The sequence below is a fragment of the Streptomyces sp. NPDC001663 genome (genome assembly GCF_042893105.1).
Taxonomy (GTDB): domain Bacteria; phylum Actinomycetota; class Actinomycetes; order Streptomycetales; family Streptomycetaceae; genus Streptomyces.
On record NZ_JBIAUR010000023.1, the window covers coordinates 90,876 to 111,653 of the forward strand.

Sequence of the window (20,778 nt, forward strand, 5' to 3'; positions counted from 1 at the left end):
TCGTCCCGAACTCGAGTCGTCGTACATGCAGTAGTGCGGTAACTACATGCCGAACGAGCCTGTCAACGGTGCGTGACAGGCTCGGTTCGGCTTGATGTCGCCGGTGTTACGTCACACCTCGGCGTAGCTGAGCTGGGGCTTTGCCTCTGCGGCAGCCGTGGTCTTGGTCACGGAGGCCGAGCGGCGAAGGTATACGGCCCAGGTCACTCCGAAGCAGAGGGCGTAGTAGACGAGGAAGGTGACGAAGGCGCCGGTGCCGGAGCCGTTGGTGAGGAAGGACTGGCGGAAGGCGAGGTTGATGCCGACACCGCCGAGCGCGCCCACCGCGCCGATGAGGCCCATGGAGGCACCGGAGAGACGGCGGCCGTAGGCGGCAGCCTCCTCACCCTCGAGTCCCTTGGCGACGGCCTTGGCCTGGAAGATGCCGGGGATCATCTTGAACGTCGAGCCGTTGCCGAGGCCGCTCAGGACGAAGAGCACCACGAAGACGGAGACGAACAGCGGCAGCGACTTCTGCATGCTGGCGAAGACCAGGGCACCGGTCGCGGCGGCCATGCCGATGTAGTTGTAGAGGGTGATCTTCGCGCCGCCGTACTTGTCGGCGAGCCAGCCGCCCAGCGGACGGATCAGGGAGCCGAGCAGCGGGCCGATAAAGGTGAGGTACGCGGCCTGCAGCGGCGTACGCCCGAACTGGACCTGGAGCACCTGGCCGAACGCGAAGGCGTAGCCGATGAACGATCCGAACGTCCCGATGTAGAGGAACGACATGATCCAGGTGTGCCCGTCCTTCGCGGCGTCCTTGGCGGCACCGGTGTCGTTCTTCACGGACGCGAGATTGTCCATGTAGAGCGCGGCGAGGACGGCGGCGACGACGATCAGCGGGATGTAGATGCCGAGCAGCACCCGCGGGCCGCCGCTCGCGCCGATGATCGCGAGCGCGATCAGCTGGATGACCGGGACACCGATGTTGCCGCCACCGGCGTTGAGCCCGAGCGCCCATCCCTTCTTCCTCAGCGGGAAGAAGGCGTTGATGTTGGTCATCGAGGAGGCGAAGTTGCCGCCGCCGATGCCGGCCAGCAGGCCGACCACCAAGAAGGTGGAGAAGGAGGTCCCCGGCTTCATCACCGCGAAGGCGGCGACCGTCGGGATGAGCAGGAGGCCGGCCGAGATGATCGTCCAGTTCCGCCCGCCGAAGATGGCGACGGCGAAGGTGTAGGGGACGCGGACGACGGCGCCGACCAGCGTCACCATGGACGTCAGCAGGAACTTGTCGGCCGGGGTGAGCCCGTACTCCGGGCCCATGAAGAGCACCAGCACGGACCACAGGGTCCAGATCGAGAACCCGATGTGCTCGGAGAGGACGGAGAAGAAGAGGTTCCGCTTGGCGACCTTCTCTCCGGTCTCCTTCCAGAAGTTCTCGTCCTCGGGATCCCACTGCTGGATCCAGCGGCCTCCCCTGCTTGGTGCGGGGGCTGTGCTAGGGGCTGTCATGACGCCTCCACGGTGCTCCGGGGCTCGGTGGTACTTGGGGTGCTGAGCGGTATGAGTCCCGAAGGTAGGGAGGCAGCGTTTCCGGTCTGTGGCACTGGGTGACCGCGAAGGAACTTTGCTCTCACCCGGCCCGCAGGCCGGATGAGAGGTCTTGCGCCGGTACGTTACGAAGGGCTCCTTGTTACGGGCAGCTGCCTGTGAAGGCGACGACCTGCCCGGCCCCGCCGGCCGCGACGGCGATGTCCGCGGTGCCGTCCTGGTCGAGATCGGCGACGGAGGCGGCGTACGCACCGTCGACGGTGAGAGTGGTCAGCGGCGAGAGCTTTTCGCTCCCTCCCCTATACGGCGACGGGGAGGGAGTCGGTGGTGTAGGTGGTGGCGGCCGCGAAGGTGCCGTCGCCGTTGCCGAGCAGGACGCGTACGGGGCTGGTGCCCTGCTGGGCCACGACCAGGTCGGCGTTGCCGTCGCCGTCGAGGTCGGCGGTGGCGAGGGCGCGGGGTGACTGCCGGCCGGTGGCCGGCCCGCGCCCTTCTGTGGACGCTGACTGCGGCCCTGGTCGTCTTCGTCGCCGCCCTCGCCTGGGCCGTCACCATCGCGGGCGGGGGCTGGTATCTGCTCGGTGCGGCGGTCTTCTTCTGTGTCCCGCTCCCGCTCTGGTACGTCCTCACGAACCGGCGGCGCGGAAAGGATGACGCGAGCCGGTGAGCTGGTCGTGCCCTCCGACCGGGGCATGGCTGTCGCGCGTCGCGCTCGACTTGGGCCCCGTTATCCTCTACCGGACCCCACACAGGAATGGGAGAGCCCATGTCCGCCGAGTCGAGACCCGAGCGCTCGAAGGTGCAGCGTTCCCTTGCCGGGAATATCGCTTTTGCCCTGGGGCTGATCGTCGTTCTGGCGACCACGGTGCTCGGCGCCTTCGCGGCGGTGGCGCTGCTCCTCGACGCGGCCGACGTGGCGCCGCTGTCCTCGGTGGTCCCCGATGACGGGCAGAACGCCCTGGTGATCGGGGGGATCGCGGTCGGCGGGACCCTCGGGCTGATGCTGCCGGTGCTGCTGTTCGGCATGGTGAAGGGCTCCGAGCAGACACCGCGGGTGGGCGCCAGGGCGGCCGGACGGAAGCTGCTCGCCCTGCTGGCCTTCGATGTGTACGTGCTGGTCCTCGCGGTGGTCGTGGCCCAGATCGGGTGGATTCTCCCCAAGGGGGTCACGACCGTCGTCGCCGTGTTCGCCGTCGGGTTCAGCTGGATGCCGCTGGCCATGATCCCCCGGGAGAGGCTCGGGCTGGGTTCACGTCAGCCTGAGTGACTCCGCCAGCTCGTCCGCGACCTTCTCCAGTTCCTCGCCGAAGCCCAGCGTCGACCACAGGAGCCGGCACTCCAGCGCCGTGGGGTGGTGGCTCGGCAGGACGTAGTGGGCCACCCCCTCCAGGACTCCGCCGCCGTCGGACTCGGGGGCCGTGGGTTCCAGCCGGTGGACGCGCAGTGCCGGTCCGAGGGGGAGGTCCACCTCGTCGAGGTCCTGCTCTCCGAAGAACGGCCCCTCCGCACCCGCCGCCTCGGCCCGGAACGCCGCCACGCTCAAGGACTCCGGCGGAACCTTCAGCTCCCGCACGGTGTAGCTGGCCATGACCGCGCCGTCGGCCGGCGCCAGCAGGGCCGCGCACAGGGCGCCCTGCCGCCGCGCCGCGCCCCAGTACCAGAGCAGATCCCCGGCGAAGGCCTCACGCCACTCGGCTCGGGCCCCGCTGTCGAGGTGCTCGTCGGCGAGGGCGCGGGCCCAGGCCTCGGGGTCCTCGGTCGCCAGGTCCAGGACCAGCCAGTTCCGCAGAGGCGGCAGCGCCACCCGGCATTCGGTCCAGTCCGCGGTGGATTCCATGTCGCCGCTCACCTCCCGGCCAGGGAAGCGTCGGAGCCGGTGACGTCGATCTCCGGTTCGCTGCCGAACAGCCCGATGAAGCTGTTGGTGTCGGACGCCGCGCCCGTCCCGGTGCCACCGAGCGCGAGCGAGTTGTACGTCATGGCCTGCTTGAACGCGTCCGGCGTACCGATGAAGCCCAGGTCGGACGGGTCGATGTTCTTGATACGGCCGAGTTCGTCGACCATGCCGGGCCCGACGTACATGCTGGCCAGACCGCGCGGACCGGCCGCGGTGTACGCGTCCCGGGCCGCGGACAGGTTGTCCCCGAACTTGAAGAGGTCCCGCCAGTTGCCGCGGATGGTGCCGAGGTCGTCCACGAAGGAGCCGCGCAACCCACGGAAGGCCGCGGCCACCGACACATCGGGCAGGGCCGCGGCGGACGTGGCTCCGGCCCGCGACCCGACCATCGACTCGACGAGCACGCGCCGGGCCGCGGAGGACATTCCCGGATTCCAGCCGCGGACGTACTGCGTCGCGGCGGTCCAGACCCTGCTGCGTCCGACGGTGGCGGCGAGCTTGGCCCCCGAGGAGAAGACGCGTCCGATGCCGAAGGTCGCAAGGCCGAGGACGTCCATCGCGACATCGCCCCAGGAACCGTCGCCGTTGAGGGCGAGCAGGAGGTGGCAGACCAGCGAGACGGCCGTCGCCACCAGGGCGATGGTGCCGAGCACACCGGCCAGGGCCTGTCCGATCACTGGGATCCAGCCGACCAGCAGCGACAGCACTCCGCAGACCGCGGCGACGGCTCCCGCGATGTCGGCGACGGCGTTCAACGTGTCGCGCAGGTCGTCCAGCCACGAGTCGTTGAGGCCGTCGCTCTCCGTCGTGTCGTGGATGGCCCGGGCCGCCTTGTCGCCCGCGTCCTTGTGACGGGTCTTCAGCGAGGAGAGCTGTCCGCGCAGTCCGTCCAGCCCGTCCTGGAGGTCGGTCACGCTCTTGTCGAGCTTCTTCTGCCCGGCGTCGTCGGTGTCCTTGGGCGGGTGGTCGGCCTTGGACTTGGCCGTCGTCAGCTCGCCGGCCTTCGTCTCCGCCTGGTGCAGCAGCTTGTCGGCCTCGCCCTGGATGGTTTCGAGCTCGGTGTAGTACGTCTTCAGGGCGGATCCGGCGTCGGCGTAGCGGTCGTGCGCCTTGCTCACCGTCTTCGCCGTGTCGGTCGCCTTCTCGGCGAAGGCACGGCCCGCCTTGGAGTCCCAGCTCTCCAGGTTCCCCAGCCGGCGCAGCGCCGCGGCGGTGTCGGAGATGGTCTTCGCCGTGAGTTCGAACCGGCGGGAGAGCGCCGTCATGTCGTGGACGTCGCCGGGCACCGGGTCGCCGCTCTCCCCCAGCACCTCCCACCGGTGGTCCGCGGGCCTGGTCACTTCTTCTGCCCCTTGCCCACGAGCGCGTTGTACAGCGCGGTGTCGACTTCCTTGTACGCCTTGCCCGCCTCGTGAGCGAGGGTCCCGAGCCCCTGGATCTCCTCGATCATCTTCTTGCGGTTGTCGTCCCAACCGTCCGAGAAGTCCTGCAGCCGCTCGTGCAGTTTCTGGTGCCCGACGGTGCGGCGGTCGTAGGCGTCCATGAGCTTGTCGAGCCCTTCGAGCTCGGTCGCGACGGTCCGCAGACCGATCCCGGCCGTGTGCAGATCGTCCGTGGAGACCTTGAGCTTCTCGCTCACTCCTGCTCCCCCTTCGTCTCCTCGTCCGGGCGCTGCCAGCGCAGGGTTTCGGCCACGGCGTCGAACAGTCCCACCATGGCGTCCGCGATCGGTTCCAGCGGCGTGCTGAACGTCAGCATCAGCACCTCGTCGCGGTCCGGCACCGGTACGAAGTACTCGACGACGGTGTCCTCGAACTCGGAGCCCAGCTTCCGTGACTGCTTGGTGCGCTGCCGCCGGAGCAGTCGGGCCGCCCGCCCTGCCGCGGGCAGTGTGACCAGGCCGACCTCGCCCGAGCCGGCGAGCGCGGCGACGGCGTCGAGGCCGTCGAACTTCTGCTGCAGATGGGAGACGAGCAGGGAGGCGGACAGCGGGATGCCGCCCACTTCGAGGAACGACAGGTACAGCACCACCCCGCCCTGCTCGACCCCTGCCTGAGCGGTGCCACGAAGTTGCTCCTCCGCCTTCCGGCGCAGGACGGGCTGGTCGTCCACGCCGGCGAACTGCCGCTTGATCAGTGCGCTCACGGACGCCTCACGGCGGTCCTGCGGCTGCAGCGGAATGCGGTACCAGTCCTCGGGAGTGATCAGCCCGAACACCGGGGTCGCCCTGTGGGACGCTCTTTCGGACGTTTCTGTGCCCGGCACCTGTCTCAATGTGTTCTCCTGCCCCCGTCGTGGCTCGCGCATCTTAGCGATCGACAGCCGGGCTGCACCGAGCTCACATCATCCCGTCACGCCTTCCGACGTCCCCCGCCCTTCCTCGCCCCGTTCGGCCACAGCCGCGGGCTCCGCTTCGCCGCGATGTCCTCGATCCAGCCGAACGCCAGGATCGTCAGGCCGATCAGCGGCCACACCAGGAAGAACATCCAGAGCATGTACGTCGAGTCCAGCGCCGCCGTCGCCCGCTCGCTCTGCATGAACGGCAGGTTGTACGCCTGGTCGATGATCGGGACCGTCGCCATGATCAGCATGTTGTGCCAGAGGTAGATGGTGACCGCGCGGTTGTTGGAGAGCGTCACCAGCTTGTCCCACTTCGCCAGGCGGCCGGGCAGCTCCTGCCACGACGGCGAGTACTGGAGAAGGATCACCACGAAACCGAACGACCAGGTCGCCTGCGCGAGCGGGATGTCGTTCAGGTCCCAGCCGTCCGGGCCCAGATGGCCCGACGCCCACCACAGGCCGAACGCCATCAGCAGCGCCGAGCACGAGACGGCGACGTAGCGCGGGATCCGCTGCAGCACCCCCTCGTGGTGCGCGAAGCCCAGCACCCAGCAGCCGCCGTACACCGCGAAGTCGCTGACCGCGTTGCCGGTTTCGCCGGGGATCGAGACCAGGCCCGTACCGACGATCGCCGTCAGGCCCAGGGGGGCGAGCAGTGTCGCCCACGGCATACGGCGGAACGCCCACAGCAGCAGAGGCGATGCGACGACGAACCACAGGTACGCCCGCAGGTACCACAGCGGTCCGCACGCCTGTACCGCCCAGGTGTCCTCCAGCAGGCCCGACTTGGAGCCGATGTGCCAGGGGAAGGGCGGGGCGCCGATCGGGACGACGTAGTTGATCAGGTCGACGATGCCCCAAGTGCCGCCGTGGTCCGGGTCCTTCACCGGGTTCCAGCCGCCCGCGAACATCAGCGCCAACGCCACCGCGCTGAACGCCCAGAGCGGAGGCAGCAGTCGGCGTACACGTCCCCTGATCACGCTCGGCGCCGGGCGGTTCAGCGACCTCGCCATCAGCGAGCCCGCCAGCGCGAACATCACGCCCATGGAGGGGAACAGGACCGTCAGCCATGCCCAGCCGAAGAGGTGGTAGACGACCACTCGGACGAGCGCGATCGAGCGCAGCATGTCCAGGTAGCGGTCGCGGCCCGGCTTCTTCGGCACAGCCGCAGGAGCCGGGGCAGGAGCAGGCGTCGGCTCGGCCGACGGTTGCTGCGGGATCCCGTAGAACTGCTGCCCGGTCGTGTATCCGTGGGTCATGCCACGGGCCTCCGATCACTGCTGTTCTGGCGGGTCCGCTGACGCGGCACCGCGCCTCCCGGCGTCCCGACGACTCCCGTGCGCCGCAGCTTCTGCCAGCGCAGGCGGCCGCCGGTGAGTGCCGTGATCCAGGACTGGAGCAGCACGACGTACATGAGTTGGCGGTAGAGGATCTGCTGCAGGGGCAGCGAGATGAGGTGGGTCATGCGTTCGCGGTCCAGGCGGAAGGCGTAGGCCGCGCACACGGCCTGGATCGCCAGTACGCCCAGCCAGGCCACGATCGTCTTCTGTGTCGGGCCGAACACGACTCCGTAGAGCAGGAATACGTCGATCAGGGGTGCCAGCAGCGGGGCCAGCACCATGAACAGCGACACCAGCGGGAGGCCCACGCGGCCGAAGCGGCCCGACGGGCCCTTCTCCACGATCGCCCGGCGGTGCTTCCAGATCGCCTGCATGGTGCCGTACGACCAGCGGTAGCGCTGGGACCAGAGCTGTTGCACCGTCTCCGGTGCCTCCGTCCAGGCCCGTGCCTTCTCGGCGTACACCACGCGCCAGCCGTCCCGGTGCATGGCCATGGTGATGTCGGTGTCCTCGGCGAGCGTGTCGTCGCTCATGCCGCCGACCCGTTCCAGGGCCGTGCGGCGGAAGGCTCCGACGGCCCCCGGGATCGTCGGCATGCAGCGCAGGATGTCGTACATACGGCGGTCGAGGTTGAAGCCCATCACGTACTCGATGTGCTGCCAGGCGCCGATCAGCGAGTCCCGGTTGCCGACCTTGGCGTTGCCGGCGACGGCGCCCACGCGCGGGTCGCCGAACGGCTGCACCAGCTCCCGTACCGTCGCCGGTTCGAAGACGGTGTCGCCGTCCATCATCACGATGATGTCGTAACGGGCGTTCGCCAGACCGCGGTTGAGGGCGGCGGGCTTGCCCGCGTTCAGCTGGCGCACCACGCGTACGTTCGGCAGGCCCATCGCCTCGACGATCCGCGCCGTACCGTCGCTCGAGCCGTCGTCGATGACGATCACCTCGATGGGGTGCTCGCTCGCCATCAGTGAACGGACCGTGTTCTCAATGCACTTGGCCTCGTTGTACGCGGGCACGAGCACCGACACCGGTTCCGTCACCGGCGGGCCCCAGCTGAAGTCCCGGCGCCGCACCCTTCGCGCATGCGCTCCCGACAGCAGGAGCATCAGCACGAAGCGGCCGATGACCAGGCCGCCGATGATCGCGAGGCCCGCGACCATGACGCCCGTGATGTCGTCCGAGGCCCGGACCAGGAAGATCCACGCCCTGCCCTTCCACAGGTCGACGCCGGCGACCTCGGTGTGCGCACTCGGCGCGCTCAGGGCCTCGGTGAGGTTGTCGAACTTGTAGCCCTGCTCCTGGAGTCGGGGCAGGAACCGGTCGAGCGCCTGGACCGTCTGGTGCCGGTCGCCGCCGGAGTCGTGCATCAGGACGATGGCGCCCTTGCCGCCGTGCGGGGTGGCGTTGCGGATGATCCGGTCGACGCCGGGCTTCTGCCAGTCCTCGCTGTCGGTGTTGTTGACGACGGTGATGTAGCCGCGGGTGCCGATGTACTCCGTCACCGGCCAGGACTTGTTGTCCATGGCGTCGGCGAAGGAGGAGTACGGCGGGCGGAAGAGCGAGGTGCGGATGCCGGCCGCGCCGCTGAGCGCGAGCTGGTTCTGGGACAGCTCCCAGTCGATCCGCTTCTTCGACTGGTAGGAGAGGTCCGGGTGGTTGAAGGTGTGCAGGCCCACCTCGTGGCCCTCGTCCACCATCCGCCTGACCAGGTCCGGGTAGCGGGAGGTCATCGTGCCCGTGACGAAGAAGACCGCGTGCGCGTGGTGCTTCTTCAGTACGTCGAGGACCTTGGGGGTCCAGGTCGGGTCGGGACCGTCGTCGAAGGTGAGGACCAGGTGGTGGTCGGGCACCTTCAGGCTGGTGGTGCGGCCGCTGCGGGTGTCGATGACCGGGCCGCCGTCCAGGATCTTCTCCGGCACCTTGTCGGCGGACGCCTCGGGCTGGATGCGGTGGTCGGCCAGGATCTCGCTGTGCACGTACCCGCGCAGCATCAGCATCGCCACGAGAGCGACGAGGACGAGCATGGGCAGCAGCAGACGCATGGGCAGACGGCGACGCGGGGAGCCGTCACGGGCTCCGGTCGCGGGCCCGTGACGGCGGGTGCGGGATGCCATCAGAGGGTGTACTCCGGGGACCTTGCGGACGAGGCGACGGGCGTACCCCGTTCCTCGGCGATGGGCGAGGGGTTGCTCGGGCCGTCGGCCACCGTGCCGGTGCCGACGCCGTCTCCGACCGGGGACTCGGTCGGCGCGACCGTGCTGCCGCTGGGGCTGGGGTCGGGCGAGGCGGGCGTCGTCGGGTCCGACGTGGGCGTCGGGTCCGGGTCGACCGCGCCGGTGCCCGGCTTGGACGTCGACTTGGTCGCCGTCGGCTCGGGGGCGGTGGACGCGCCCGATCCGGCGGAGCCGGTGGACGCGCCGGACGCGATGCCGCTCGCGTCCGGCGACGGGCTGCTGCCGTCACCGGCGGTCGGCGACGAACCGGGCGAGACGCCGGCACTGCCGGAGGGCTGCGCCGACTCCGCGGGCAGCGAGGAGGGCTCGACCTGCCCGGCCGGCTTCTCGTCCTGCTGCCCCGGCACGGGCAGCCAGGGCGCGTCGGAACTGCCGGACAGCAGGGTTACGACGATGACGACGGCGTAGACCGCACAGGCGAGGCCGACGGCGATACCGAATCTGCGGAAGCGGCGGCTGCGGCGGCCCGACTCGTCGACGAACACCGGCCCGTCGGAGCCGTCCGCACCACCGGCCGGCCCGCCCTCGGCCCGCCCCATGCGCAGGTCCCGCTGCAGGCTGACGGCGTCGAGTTGGACGGTCACCTCGTGCGGGTCGTGCTCGTGCGAGTCGTTCCGGTGCGGGACATGAGTGGGCGCCGGGTCACCCGATGTGCCCCAGGGGTCGCGAGGGCGACCGTTCAGAACCTGTGTCTCCTCGGCATCGCCGAAGCCCCCACGAGAGGCTCCGTCGAAGCCCTCACGCAGGACTCCGCTTCGTCTGGTGTCCGGAAACGACTGGGTGGCCTCCGGCCACTCGCCTTCCCCCGTTGCCGCAACGGCCTCAGCCCCTGATGGGATCTCGGGCCATTCCGGTTGGGTGTCTTCCCGCCACTTTTTCACACGCACGCACATCCCCCCACGGGACAGTTCTGGGTGCGCATACGACCCGAGCAAACGTCGACCGAACCCGGCCCCCACCGGGCTCGAGCGCCCCCTTTACCACACCGTGCTCGAGCCACGAATGTAGCGCACACGGAGGTCCCGTGTTGGCCACGTGTCAGTTGTGGGTACAAATCATGTCCGCGTCAATGGCCGGAATCCATCCCTCGGAGGGCCATGCCAGCCACCCCTCCTCGACGGCGATTTCGGCCGCCGCGCGTCGAAGCGCATCGAATCCGGGATGCACCAGCCCCTTTCGCCACACCAGAGACACGGGTGACAAAGGAACCGGATCGATCAAGGGCCTCAGCACCGTCCCGGGCATGGCCGGAAAATCCACCACGGCGAGGATCGGGTTCCGCATCTTGGCCATGATCCGCTGGAACTCCTCGTCCCCGACGGCCAGCGGAGCCGGCGGCGCGATCGCGATGCCTCGTCCGTCGAACAGACGGCGCGCCAGATCGGTCCACTCCGGCGTACGCGGATTCCCGGCCCCCGCGTACACCACGTCCCCCGCCAGCGCGGCGAGCGGCACCGCTTCCAGCGAGGCCAGCCGGTGGTCCTCGGGCAGCACGATCGCCATCGGCTCGTAGCGCACGGGCTGGTGCTCCAGCTGCGTCCGCAGTGCGGGGTCGAGCCCCGCGAACCGCCCGAACGACGCGTCGAGCCGCCCCGCCGCCAGCTCGCCCGCCGCACCCGTCAGACCGCTCTCGTAGCGGGCCATCAGCTCCTGCTCGGGGGCGAGTTCACGGGCCCGGTCCAGCACGAGGCGCGCGGTGACGTGCTCCGGGAAGTTGAGGTCGACCAGCAGCGGCCTGGCCCGCCCGAACGCGGCGAGCAGCTCGTCCTGCGCCTGGAGCGCACGGCGCGCATACGGCAGCAGCCGCTCGCCGTCGGCCGTCAGCGTCACCTGCCGGGTGCTGCGCAGGAACAGCTCGGCGCCCAACTCCCGCTCCAGCCGCCGTACGTCCCGGCTGAGCGCCTGCTGGGCGATGTAGAGCCGGGCGGCGGCGCGTGTGAAGTGCAGTTCCTCGGCGACGGTGACGAAGGCGCGCAGGAGGCGGGGGTCGAGGTGACGGGGCGCGGACATCCGGCGAACCTACAGCGGTGTGCATCCATGGGCGCGCGAATTCACAACACAGGTGCGTCAATCGGCACGGAGAAGGTGTTGGACCCCTTGATCGGTCCCGGGCGACGGTGTTGCCCATGCCGCAACCGACCCCACCCAGGACGCCCCTGTACACCGTCACCGGAGACTCCCTGGTCGCCGTCGACTTCACCCCCCGCTTCCGCCACCGCCCACCCGGCCCCTACCGCCGCCTCTTCGCCACCCCCGGCGCCCGTGCCTTCACCGCCGGGAACCTGCCGGCCCGCCTTCCGATGGGCATGTTCAGCGTGAGCGCGGTCGTGATGATCGCCGGCGCGTACGGCTCGTACGCCCTCGCCGGCGCCGTCACCGCGACCGGGCTCGCGGCGAGCGCGGTGGTCGCCCCGTGGACCGCGCGGCTCGTCGACCGCCACGGCCAGGCCCGGATCGCCGTACCGGCCACGGTGATCGCCGCCCTCGGCTCCCTCGCGCTGCTGCTGTGCGTGCACTTCGACGCCCCGGCCTGGACCCTCTTCGCCTCGTACGCCGCCACCGCGACGACCCCCAACACCGGCGGCATGTCCCGGGCCCGCTGGGCGCATCTGCTGAAGGGCGACGAGGTCGCGCTGCACACCGCGAACTCCTTCGAGCAGGCGGCGGACGAGCTGTGCTTCATGCTGGGCCCGGTGCTCGCGGCCTTCCTGTGCGCGGCGTTCTTCCCGGAGGCGGGCACGCTGGTCGGGGCGGTCCTGCTGCTCACGGGTGTGCTGCTGTTCGCCGCGCAGCGCTCGACCGAACCGCCGGTGCAGAAGCACGCCCGCGCCAAACCCCCCTTCCGCGCACCCGGCATGCCGCCACTGCTCACCACCTGCCTGGCCATGGGCGCCGTCTTCGGCTCCATGGAGGTCGTCACGATCGCGTTCGCGGACGCGCAGGGCCACCGCTCGGCGGCGGGCGTCGTCCTCGCGCTGCAGGCGGCGGGTTCGTGCGTGGCGGGTCTGCTGTACGGGGCGCTGCGGCCGAGCGGTCCCGCTGCCGCCCGGCTGCCGTGGTGCCTCGCGGCGATGACGACCCTGATGACCCTGCCCCTGCTCGCGGCCTCCCTCACCGGCTCCCTCCTGCCGCTGGCCGGCGCGCTGCTGATCGCCGGGATGGCGACCGCCCCGACGATGGTCACCACCATGACGCTGGTGCAGCAGCGCACCCCCGAGGGCCGCCTGAACGAGGGCATGACCCTCGCCGTGACCGGGCTGCTCGGCGGCATCGCCTGCGGCTCCGCGACCGGCGGCTGGATGGTGGACCACCTCTCCCCGGTGGCCGGCTTCGGGGCGCCGGTGACGGCTGCGGCAGTGGCTCTGATGATCGCGCTCGCGCACCGGATTCCGACAGTTCCGCACAGCAATTCGCGTCCGATGCATTGACGCGCTCACAGCCGCCACCTACCTTCGCCCGTCGAAGCGCTTCGACGTCATGCATCGAATCGATTCGATGAATCGATCTACGGAGTAACGCTGTGTGACGCCCAGATACCCATCCGACTCCCCCGGAGGCACTGGATGTTGACGGCACGAAGGCGTGTGATTGCGGTCACGGCTGCGATTCTCGGCGGATCGCTGCTCCTGACCGCCTGTGGCGGCTCGGGCAGCGGGACCGCCGATGCCAAGACGCTGAAGCTCTGGCACTACGAGGGCTCCGACAGCGCGATGGGCGTGGCCTGGAACGCGGCGATCAAGGAGTTCGAAGCGAAGCATCCGGGCGTGAAGGTGAAGTTCGAGGAGAAGGGCTTCGAACAGATCCAGAAGACGGCGCCCATGATCCTGAACTCCTCGGACGTGCCCGACCTCATGGAGTACAACAAGGGCAACGCCACCGCGGGCACGCTCGCCAAACAGGGCCTGCTCACCGATCTGACCGCCGAGGCCACCAAACGCGGCTGGGACAAGAAGCTCAGCGCGGGCGTGCGCACGACCAGCACGTACGACACCGACGGCGTCATGGGCTCCGGCAAGTGGTACGGCGTGACCAACTACGCCGAGTACACGATGGCCTACTACAACAAGGACCTCTTCAAGAAGTACGGGATCACCGAACCGAAGACGTTCGACGAACTGACCGCCGCCATGGGCAAGTTCACCGCCAAGGGCATCACCCCGCTCGCCAACGCCGGTGCCGAGTACATGGCCCAGCAGTACCTCTACCAGCTCGCCCTCTCCAAGGCCGACCGCTCGTGGGTCGACAAGTACGAGCTGTACAAGGGCAGGACGGACTTCCACGACGCGGCCTGGACATACGCGGCGGACACCTTCGCGGACTGGGTGAAGAAGGGCTACATCAGCAAGAAGTCCACCAGCACCAAGGCCGAGGACGCGGGCGTCTCCTTCATCCAGGGCAAGGCACCGATCCTGTTCTCCGGCAGCTGGTGGTACGGCCGCTTCCAGTCGGAGGCCAAGTTCGACTGGGACTCCGCCCTGTGGCCCGGATCCGACCTCACGCTCGGCTCCGGCGGCAACCTCTGGGTGGTCCCCAAGAACGCCAAGAACAAGGACCTCGCCTACGACTTCATCGACATCACCATGTCGAAGAAGATCCAGAACCTGCTCGGCAACAAGGGCGGCATCCCGGTCGCCGCCGACCCGAGCGCCATCACCGACCCGAAGTCCAAGCAGCTCATCTCCAACTTCAACACCCTCAGCGGCCGTGACGGCCTGGCCTTCTACCCGGACTGGCCGGTCAACGGCTTCTACGACGTCCTCGTCTCCGAGACCCAGAAGCTGATGACGGGCAACGAGAAACCGGACGCCTACCTCAGCGCCCTCCAGCAGGCGTACGACAAGGGCGTGCCGAAGCAATGACGGTCACCGTCGAACGGGGCGCGCGGGCCGCCGGCAAGCACCAGCACACCGGCGCCCGCCGCCCCCGTACCCGCGACTCGTACGCCCTCTTCCTGCTCCCCGGCGTCCTCGCCTTCACGGCGATCATCGTCGTCCCGTTCCTGGTGAACACGGGCGTGAGCTTCACCGAGTGGCAGGGCATCGGCAGCCCCGAGTGGACCGGCCTCGCCAACTACCGCGAGCTGATGGACGATTCGGAGTTCTGGGCGTCCTTCCGGCACAGCCTGTTCATGGTCGTCGCCATGGCCGCCGTACCGACGATGATCGGTCTCGTCCTGGCCGCCGCCCTGTTCGACTACATCGGCAAGCACTTCGGGTCGAGGTGGGCGGCGGTGCTCCGCGCCTGCTTCTACCTCCCGCAGGTCCTGCCGATCGCGGTCGCGGGCATCGTCTGGAGCTGGATCCTCGCCCCTGACAACGGCTCCCTCAACGAGCTGTTGAAAGCAGTCGGGTTGGGATCCTGGCAGCAGGACTGGCTGGGCGACCCGGACATCGCGCTGTACAGCGTCATGGGTGTCATGGTCTGGGTCCAGATCGGCTTCCCGCTGGTCGTCTTCATGGCGGGCCTGCAACGCGTCGACCCGCAGCTGTACGAGGCGGCCGAACTGGACGGCGCCGGCTGGTGGCGCCGCTTCTGGCACATCACGCTGCCGCAGATCCGCCCGGAGACCTACGTCGTCCTGACCTGGTGCACGATCGCCGCGCTCAAGGTCTTCGGCGCGGTGTACGTGCTGACCAAGGGCGGTCCGGGTGGTGCGACGGACGTCCCCTCCTACTTCTCCTTCTCCACGTTCTTCGAGAAGACCCAGGTCGGCTACGGCGCCGCGATCTCCACGGTCCTCACCGTGATCATCCTGACCCTCTCCCTGATCCTCCTGAAACTCCAGACCCGCGCCGAGGACGCCGAGGAAGGGGCCCGCGCATGACCACCGCCCTGCGCCGCTACCCGGTGCTGATCGCCCTGTGCATCGCGGCGCTCTTCATGGTCGTCCCGTTCCTGATCGTCGCGGTCAACGCGATCAAGTCGCCGTCGGAGTACTCCCAGAACGGCCCGCTCAGCCTCCCCGATGGCCTCTATCTGGACGGCCTGAAGGACTTCTGGCAGCGGGTGCACTACGGCCAGAAGCTCTTCAACTCGGTCCTGATCAGCGGCTCGGTGGCGGTGCTCGCCGCAATCCTCTCCGTCCTCAACGCGTACGCGATCGGCATCGGAAGGATCAAGGGCCGCACCTGGGTGCTCGCCTTCTTCGTCCTCGCGAACGTGCTTCCGCAGGAGGCGCTGGTCTACCCGATCTACTACCTGAGCAAGCAAGTCGGCCTGTACGACACGAGGTTGAGCGTGATCATCGTCTTCACGGTGATCCAGGCGGCCTTCGGCACGTATCTGCTCTCGTCCGTCCTGGGCCAGTTCCCCCGCGAGATCATCGAGGCGGCCCGGATCGACGGCGCGAACAAGTGGCAGGTCCTGTGGCGGATCGTCGTCCCGGTGAGCCGCCCTACGATCGGCGTCCTGCTCGTCTTCTTCTTCATCTGGACCTGGAACGAGTTCCTGCTCCCCCTGGTCATGCTGATCTCCAACGACAACCAGACGGTGTCGGTGGCCCTCGGCGTCCTCCAGGGCCAGCGCCTGATGGACGCCACGATGACCAACGCGGCGGCCCTGCTCGGCGTGCTCCCCGCGATCGTGTTCTTCCTCGTCTTCCAACGGACCCTCACCCGCGGCATCGCCGTGGGTGCTGTGAAGTAAGGACCCCCCACGTGAAGTTCACCGATGGTTACTGGCTGCTGCGCGAGGGCGTCACCGCGGCCCACCCCGTCGAGGTCCTCGACGTCACTGCGGCGGACGGCTCGCTGGAGATCCATGCGCCGACGCAGCCCATCCGCCACCGCGGCGACCTGCTGAAGGGACCGGTCGTGACGATCAGCGCGCACACCCCGATGCCCGACGTCATCGGCGTCACCTTCACCCACTTCGAGGGAGAGCAGCCGCGCGGCCCCGAATTCGACGTACACCAGGAGGAGTTCGCGGCTCACACGGAGTACGACGAGGAGCACGCGACCCTGACCTCCGGCGCGCTGTCGGTCCGGGTGGCCCGTACCGGCACCTGGCAGGTCGACTTCCTCGCCCACGGCCGCACGCTCACCTCCAGCGGCCCCAAGGGCATGGGCATCATGCGGGACAACGCCACGCGGGCCCACTACCTGCGGGAACAGCTGAACCTCGGCGTGGGCACCTCCGTCTACGGCCTCGGCGAACGCTTCGGCCCCCTCGTCAAGAACGGCCAGGTCGTCGACATCTGGAACGCCGACGGCGGCACCGCGACCGAACAGGCCTACAAGAACGTCCCGTTCTATCTGACGGACGCGGGCTACGGCGTCTTCGTCGACCACCCCGGCAAGGTCTCCTTCGAGGTCGGCTCGGAAGCGGTCTCACGCGTCCAGTTCAGCGCCGAGACACAGGAGCTGACGTACTACGTCATCTACGGCCCCTCCCCCAAGGAGATCCTCCGCAAGTACACGGCCCTCACCGGCCGCCCGGCGCTGCCGCCCGCCTGGTCCTTCGGCCTGTGGCTGTCGACGTCCTTCACGACGTCGTACGACGAGGAGACGGTGACGTCCTTCATCGAGGGCATGCGCGAGCGCGAACTCCCGCTGTCCGTCTTCCACTTCGACTGCTTCTGGATGCGCGAGTTCAACTGGTGCGACTTCCAGTGGGACCCACGGGTGTTCCCCGACCCGGAGGGCATGCTGGCTCGGCTGCACGACCGCGGCCTGCGCGTCTGTGTGTGGATCAACCCGTACATCGCCCAGCGCTCCCCGCTGTTCGCGGAGGGCAAGGCGCTCGGCCACCTGCTGAAGCGGCCGGACGGCAGCGTCTGGCAGTGGGACATGTGGCAGCCGGGCATGGCGCTGGTCGACTTCACCAGCCCGGCCGCCCGCGACTGGTACGCCGCCAAGCTGGAGGCTCTGCTCGCGCAGGGCGTCGACTGCTTCAAGACCGACTTCGGCGAGCGAGTGCCGGTGGACGTCACCTGGTCCGACGGCTCCGACCCGGAGCGGATGCACAACTACTACACGTACCTCTACAACCGCACCGTCTTCGACGTGCTGCGCAAGCACCGCGGCGAGGGCGAGGCCGTCCTCTTCGCACGCTCGGCGACCGCGGGAAGCCAGCGGTTCCCGGTGCACTGGGGCGGCGACTGCGAGGCGACGTACGAGTCGATGGCCGAGTCCCTGCGCGGCGGCCTCTCCCTCGGCCTGTCCGGCTTCGGCTACTGGAGCCACGACATCGGCGGCTTCGAGGGCACCCCGACCCCCGCCCTGTTCAAGCGGTGGCTGGCCTTCGGCCTGCTGTCCTCGCACAGCCGCCTGCACGGCAGCTCCTCGTACCGCGTCCCCTGGCTGTTCGACGAGGAATCCGTGGACGTGCTGCGGCAGTTCACCCGGCTGAAGCTCGGCCTCATGCCCTACCTCTACGAGGCCGCGCGCACCGCCCACGCCGAGGGTGTGCCGATGATGCGGGCGATGGTGCTGGAGTTCCCGGACGACCCCGGGTGCGCGCATCTGGAGCGGCAGTACATGCTCGGCCCGGACCTGCTGGTGGCGCCGGTGTTCAGCGACGACGGGGACGTCTCGTACTACGTCCCCGAGGGCACCTGGACCCACTTCCTCAGCGGGCGGACGGTGACCGGACCGCGCTGGGTGCGCGAGCGCCACGGCTTCCTGAGCGTCCCGCTGCTGGTCAGACCCGGGTCCGTGATCCCGGTGGGAGCAGTGGCGGACCGGCCCGACTACGACCACGCCGACGGCGTGACGCTGCGGACGTACGGCCTGGAGCGGGGCGCCCGAGTGACCGTACCGATAGGCGACTTGACCTTCACCGTCGTACGGGAAGGGGACACGCTGCGGGCCTCGTGCAGTGATCCGTCGGCGCCGTGGAGCCTGGCGGCGGGCGAGAGAACCGCGCGGGCCGAGGCCGGGACGGGCTTTCTCTCGCTGGAGCTGAGCTGATGGTGAAGATCACCGATGTGGCCCGGCACGCCGGCGTCTCGCCCAGCACCGTCTCCTACGCGCTCAGCGGCAAGCGCCCGATCTCCGAGGAGACCCGGCAGCGGGTGGAGGCGGCCGCCCGCGAGCTGGGCTACCGGCCGCACGCGGGCGCCCGCGCCCTGGCCAGCAGCAGATCGAACGTCCTGGCGCTGGTGATCCCGTTACGAGCGGGCATCCATGTCCCGGTGGTGATGCAGTTCGCGGTGTCCGTGGTGACGACGGCCCGCAAGCACGACCACGACGTGCTGCTGCTGACACAGGAGGAGGGCGAGGAGGGCCTCAGGCGCGTGGCGGACACGGCCCTGGTCGACGCGCTGATCGTGATGGACGTCCAACTCCACGATCCCCGGCTGCCGTTGCTGCGCTCGCTGGAGCGGCCGTCGGTGATGATCGGGTTCCCGGCCGACTCCGAAGGCCTGACCTGCATCGACCTCGACTTCAAGGCGGCCGGCGAGGCATGCGTGGAGCATCTGGCGCGGCTCGGGCACCGGGCGGTGGCGCTGGTCGGCTCGCCGCCGGAGGTATATGTACGGCAGACCGCGTTCGCCCAGCGGGTCGTCCAGGGATTCACGGCCGCCGCCGACCGCGGCGGGCTGTCCTCCTCCGTGCACCCCTGCGAGGCCTCACCCGCGGCCGCCCGGCTGGTCGCCGAGCAACTCCTGCGCGAGCAACCGGCGTTGACGGGAGTGGTCGTCCACAACGAACCTGTCCTCGAACCCCTCGTCGACGCCTTCGAGCAACTCGGCCTGCGCGTCCCCGGCGACCTCTCCGTCACCGCCATCTGCCCCGACGAACTCGCCGAGTCCGTACGCGTCCCGGTCACCTCCGTCGCCCTGCCGTCCGCCGAGGTGGGCGAGCAGGCGGTGGAGCTGCTGATGCGGAAGCTCGGCGGCAGCACCGTCCCCGAGGCGACGCTGCTGCCGCCACATCTGACGGAGCGGGGCAGTACGGCACCGCGGACTATCGGCTGAGCCCCCACGCGGTCCCGAGCCGGTACGCGGCACACAGGTTCACGTCGAGGAGGTAGGCCCCGGCGCTCCCGCACTGCTCGCTCCCGCTGCCGGGGTCGACGGGCTGCCCGTGCCCCATGCCGGTGACGCTGTACGTCTCGACCACGGCGTTCCCACTCGCGTCCTTGAAGACCTGGTGCGGATACCCGGCGACGGTGTCGCTCACGTCCGCCGTCTGGTCGGCGCCGTGCACATCGGTCCACTGCTTCATCAGATCGGTCATGTTGACGGGCTTCACGGTGTAGTCGGCGCTGCCCTGGAAGACGGTGAGGGTCGGCCAGGGCCCGCCGTACCCGGGCCGCGCGGCCCGCACCCGGTCGCCCCACTGCTTGGCCGTCTGTGTGGCACCGACGTACATGCACACCCACGGCGACCCGGCGGCCTGCGCGCACCCGTACGGCAGCCCGGCGACGACACCGCCCGCGGCGAACTTCTCCGGGTAGTCCGCCATCATCACGGCGGTCATGCCACCGCCGGCGGACAGCCCGGTGACGTACACCCGCGAGGCGTCCCCGCCGACGTCGGCGAGCTGCCGGTCCACCATCTGCGCGACGCTGGCGGCCTCGCCCTGTCCGCGCTCGATGTCACCGCTCTGGAACCAGTCGAAGCAGGACGAGGCGTTGTTGGCGGTGGTCTGCTGCGGCAGCACCACGGAGAACCCCCACCGGTCGGCGAGCTGGATCCACCCGCTGCCGTTGCCGTATCCGGCGGCGTCCTGCGTACATCCGTGCAGCGCGACGACGACGGGACGGCCGGAGGGCAGCCCGTCGGGGACGTACCGGAACATGCGCAGGGCTCCGGGATTGGACCCGAAGCCGGTGACCTCCTGGAGGGAGGCGGCGGCCGCCCGGCCGGGGGTGAGGAGGGCGGCGAGCAGGGCGACCAGCAGGGTCGCGAGGACGGTGATGTGACGTGCGGCTCTGGTCTGGGTCATGGGGAGGGACCGTAGAAGCGTGAACGATCCCCGGATATGTGGCCCGGCCCCACAAAAAGAGCCCCTGACCTGGGTAGGTCAGAGGCTCTTCGACATGGGATGAGTGGAGATGGCGGGAATCGAACCCGCGTCCAACGGTGCGGAATCAGGGCTTCTCCGTGTGCAGTTCGCTGAGATTTTCTCGGCCCCGGCGATCACGCGAACAAGTCGCCGACGGGCCCAGTCACTGTTTGGTTTCCCTCTTCACCCCGTGACCGGGATCAAGGTTTAGTCCCCTAGCTGATGCCAGGATCCGGGTCGGGAACAGCCCCGGGCTGACACTCCCATTAAGGAGCTATTCGATCACTACCTGATCAGGCAGCGAGAGCGAAAAGCTCGGGAGAATCGCTCTTGGAATTGGCGATTATTTTTTGCGACATATGGTTTACGAGATCATTGCCGCTTCCTCGACACGCTTCCCCTGCTTCGACAGCCGCTGTCGAAACCGATCATCCCCATGTTGTTTTTTCAATCCCTCCGAAGAGGGCGCACACCTGCTGTGA

General features: G+C 69.2%; 19 protein-coding genes, 1 other RNA gene and 1 pseudogene. 8 read left to right on the plus strand and 13 right to left on the minus strand.

What is annotated here, in order from left to right; translation table 11 throughout:
• Positions 1-111 precede the first annotated feature (111 nt).
• The 3 genes and pseudogenes from ACFY1L_RS48395 to ACFY1L_RS48405 all read right to left on the minus strand — a co-directional run.
• Positions 112-1,491, minus strand: coding sequence for a nitrate/nitrite transporter (locus ACFY1L_RS48395; RefSeq protein ID WP_388840745.1), 1,380 nt, complete (start codon positions 1,489-1,491; stop codon positions 112-114).
• Positions 1,492-1,672: 181 nt separating this feature from the next.
• Positions 1,673-1,804 carry a hypothetical protein gene (locus ACFY1L_RS48400; RefSeq protein WP_388840931.1) on the minus strand — a complete coding sequence of 44 codons (132 nt, stop codon included), beginning with the start codon at positions 1,802-1,804 and terminating at the stop codon, positions 1,673-1,675.
• Positions 1,805-1,829: 25 nt separating this feature from the next.
• Positions 1,830-1,961, minus strand: a pseudogene (locus tag ACFY1L_RS48405) (FG-GAP-like repeat-containing protein); the annotation flags it as partial.
• Positions 1,962-1,990: 29 nt separating this feature from the next.
• On the opposite strand from ACFY1L_RS48405, the gene ACFY1L_RS48410 reads away from it, so the two are divergent.
• The gene (locus tag ACFY1L_RS48410) at positions 1,991-2,197 is read left to right on the plus strand and encodes a hypothetical protein (protein WP_388840941.1); all 207 of its coding nucleotides are present in this window, start codon (positions 1,991-1,993) and stop codon (positions 2,195-2,197) included.
• A 99-nt stretch (positions 2,198-2,296) separates the two neighbouring features.
• Complete coding sequence (locus ACFY1L_RS48415) at positions 2,297-2,797, plus strand: hypothetical protein (protein ID WP_388840748.1); 501 nt, start codon at positions 2,297-2,299, stop codon at positions 2,795-2,797.
• Here ACFY1L_RS48415 and ACFY1L_RS48420 read toward each other — a convergent pair.
• The 8 genes from ACFY1L_RS48420 to ACFY1L_RS48455 all read right to left on the minus strand — a co-directional run bounded on the left by ACFY1L_RS48420 (position 2,780) and on the right by ACFY1L_RS48455 (position 11,354).
• Positions 2,780-3,367, minus strand: coding sequence for a hypothetical protein (locus ACFY1L_RS48420; RefSeq protein WP_388840751.1), 588 nt, complete (start codon positions 3,365-3,367; stop codon positions 2,780-2,782). The genes ACFY1L_RS48415 and ACFY1L_RS48420 overlap by 18 nt on opposite strands.
• Positions 3,368-3,375: 8 nt before the next feature.
• Complete coding sequence (locus ACFY1L_RS48425) at positions 3,376-4,767, minus strand: hypothetical protein (protein WP_388840753.1); 1,392 nt, start codon at positions 4,765-4,767, stop codon at positions 3,376-3,378.
• Positions 4,764-5,066, minus strand: a complete 303-nt coding sequence (locus ACFY1L_RS48430; RefSeq protein WP_388840756.1) for a hypothetical protein — start codon at positions 5,064-5,066, stop codon at positions 4,764-4,766. The genes ACFY1L_RS48425 and ACFY1L_RS48430 overlap by 4 nt, the downstream gene beginning before the upstream one ends.
• Positions 5,063-5,644 carry a hypothetical protein gene (locus ACFY1L_RS48435; protein ID WP_388840759.1) on the minus strand — a complete coding sequence of 194 codons (582 nt, stop codon included), beginning with the start codon at positions 5,642-5,644 and terminating at the stop codon, positions 5,063-5,065. Before ACFY1L_RS48435 ends, ACFY1L_RS48430 begins: the two co-directional genes overlap by 4 nt.
• Positions 5,645-5,778: 134 nt before the next feature.
• Complete coding sequence (locus ACFY1L_RS48440; RefSeq protein ID WP_388840762.1) at positions 5,779-7,026, minus strand: acyltransferase; 1,248 nt, start codon at positions 7,024-7,026, stop codon at positions 5,779-5,781.
• Positions 7,023-9,224 carry a glycosyltransferase gene (locus ACFY1L_RS48445; protein ID WP_388840765.1) on the minus strand — a complete coding sequence of 734 codons (2,202 nt, stop codon included), beginning with the start codon at positions 9,222-9,224 and terminating at the stop codon, positions 7,023-7,025. The genes ACFY1L_RS48440 and ACFY1L_RS48445 overlap by 4 nt, the downstream gene beginning before the upstream one ends.
• Complete coding sequence (locus ACFY1L_RS48450) at positions 9,224-9,928, minus strand: hypothetical protein (RefSeq protein ID WP_388840767.1); 705 nt, start codon at positions 9,926-9,928, stop codon at positions 9,224-9,226. The genes ACFY1L_RS48445 and ACFY1L_RS48450 overlap by 1 nt, the downstream gene beginning before the upstream one ends.
• Before the next feature lie 454 nt (positions 9,929-10,382).
• A complete protein-coding gene (locus ACFY1L_RS48455; protein ID WP_388840770.1) occupies positions 10,383-11,354 on the minus strand; it encodes a LysR family transcriptional regulator in 972 nt (323 codons plus the stop codon).
• A gap of 116 nt (positions 11,355-11,470) precedes the next feature.
• Here ACFY1L_RS48455 and ACFY1L_RS48460 point away from each other — a divergent pair, with 116 nt between their 5' ends.
• From ACFY1L_RS48460 to ACFY1L_RS48485, 6 genes are all read left to right on the plus strand, one after another.
• Positions 11,471-12,772 (plus strand): MFS transporter, encoded by a 1,302-nt coding sequence (locus ACFY1L_RS48460; RefSeq protein WP_388840773.1) that lies wholly within the window; start codon positions 11,471-11,473, stop codon positions 12,770-12,772.
• Positions 12,773-12,907: 135 nt separating this feature from the next.
• A complete protein-coding gene (locus ACFY1L_RS48465; RefSeq protein WP_388840776.1) occupies positions 12,908-14,203 on the plus strand; it encodes an ABC transporter substrate-binding protein in 1,296 nt (431 codons plus the stop codon).
• The gene (locus ACFY1L_RS48470) at positions 14,200-15,168 is read left to right on the plus strand and encodes a carbohydrate ABC transporter permease (protein WP_388840779.1); all 969 of its coding nucleotides are present in this window, start codon (positions 14,200-14,202) and stop codon (positions 15,166-15,168) included. The genes ACFY1L_RS48465 and ACFY1L_RS48470 overlap by 4 nt, the downstream gene beginning before the upstream one ends.
• Positions 15,165-15,989, plus strand: a complete 825-nt coding sequence (locus ACFY1L_RS48475; RefSeq protein ID WP_388840782.1) for a carbohydrate ABC transporter permease — start codon at positions 15,165-15,167, stop codon at positions 15,987-15,989. Before ACFY1L_RS48470 ends, ACFY1L_RS48475 begins: the two co-directional genes overlap by 4 nt.
• 11 nt (positions 15,990-16,000) lie before the next feature.
• Complete coding sequence (gene yicI / locus ACFY1L_RS48480) at positions 16,001-18,253, plus strand: alpha-xylosidase (protein WP_388840785.1); 2,253 nt, start codon at positions 16,001-16,003, stop codon at positions 18,251-18,253.
• Positions 18,253-19,263, plus strand: coding sequence for a LacI family DNA-binding transcriptional regulator (locus ACFY1L_RS48485; RefSeq protein ID WP_388840788.1), 1,011 nt, complete (start codon positions 18,253-18,255; stop codon positions 19,261-19,263). The genes yicI and ACFY1L_RS48485 overlap by 1 nt, the downstream gene beginning before the upstream one ends.
• Here ACFY1L_RS48485 and ACFY1L_RS48490 read toward each other — a convergent pair.
• Both ACFY1L_RS48490 and ssrA read right to left on the minus strand, forming a co-directional pair.
• Positions 19,253-20,236: an alpha/beta hydrolase family esterase gene (locus tag ACFY1L_RS48490; RefSeq protein ID WP_388840791.1), complete on the minus strand. Its 984-nt coding sequence runs from the start codon at positions 20,234-20,236 to the stop codon at positions 19,253-19,255. The two genes, ACFY1L_RS48485 and ACFY1L_RS48490, sit on opposite strands and share 11 nt — an antisense overlap.
• A gap of 101 nt (positions 20,237-20,337) precedes the next feature.
• Positions 20,338-20,732: a transfer-messenger RNA gene (ssrA, locus tag ACFY1L_RS48495) on the minus strand.
• Between the last annotated feature and the right edge of the window lie 46 nt (positions 20,733-20,778).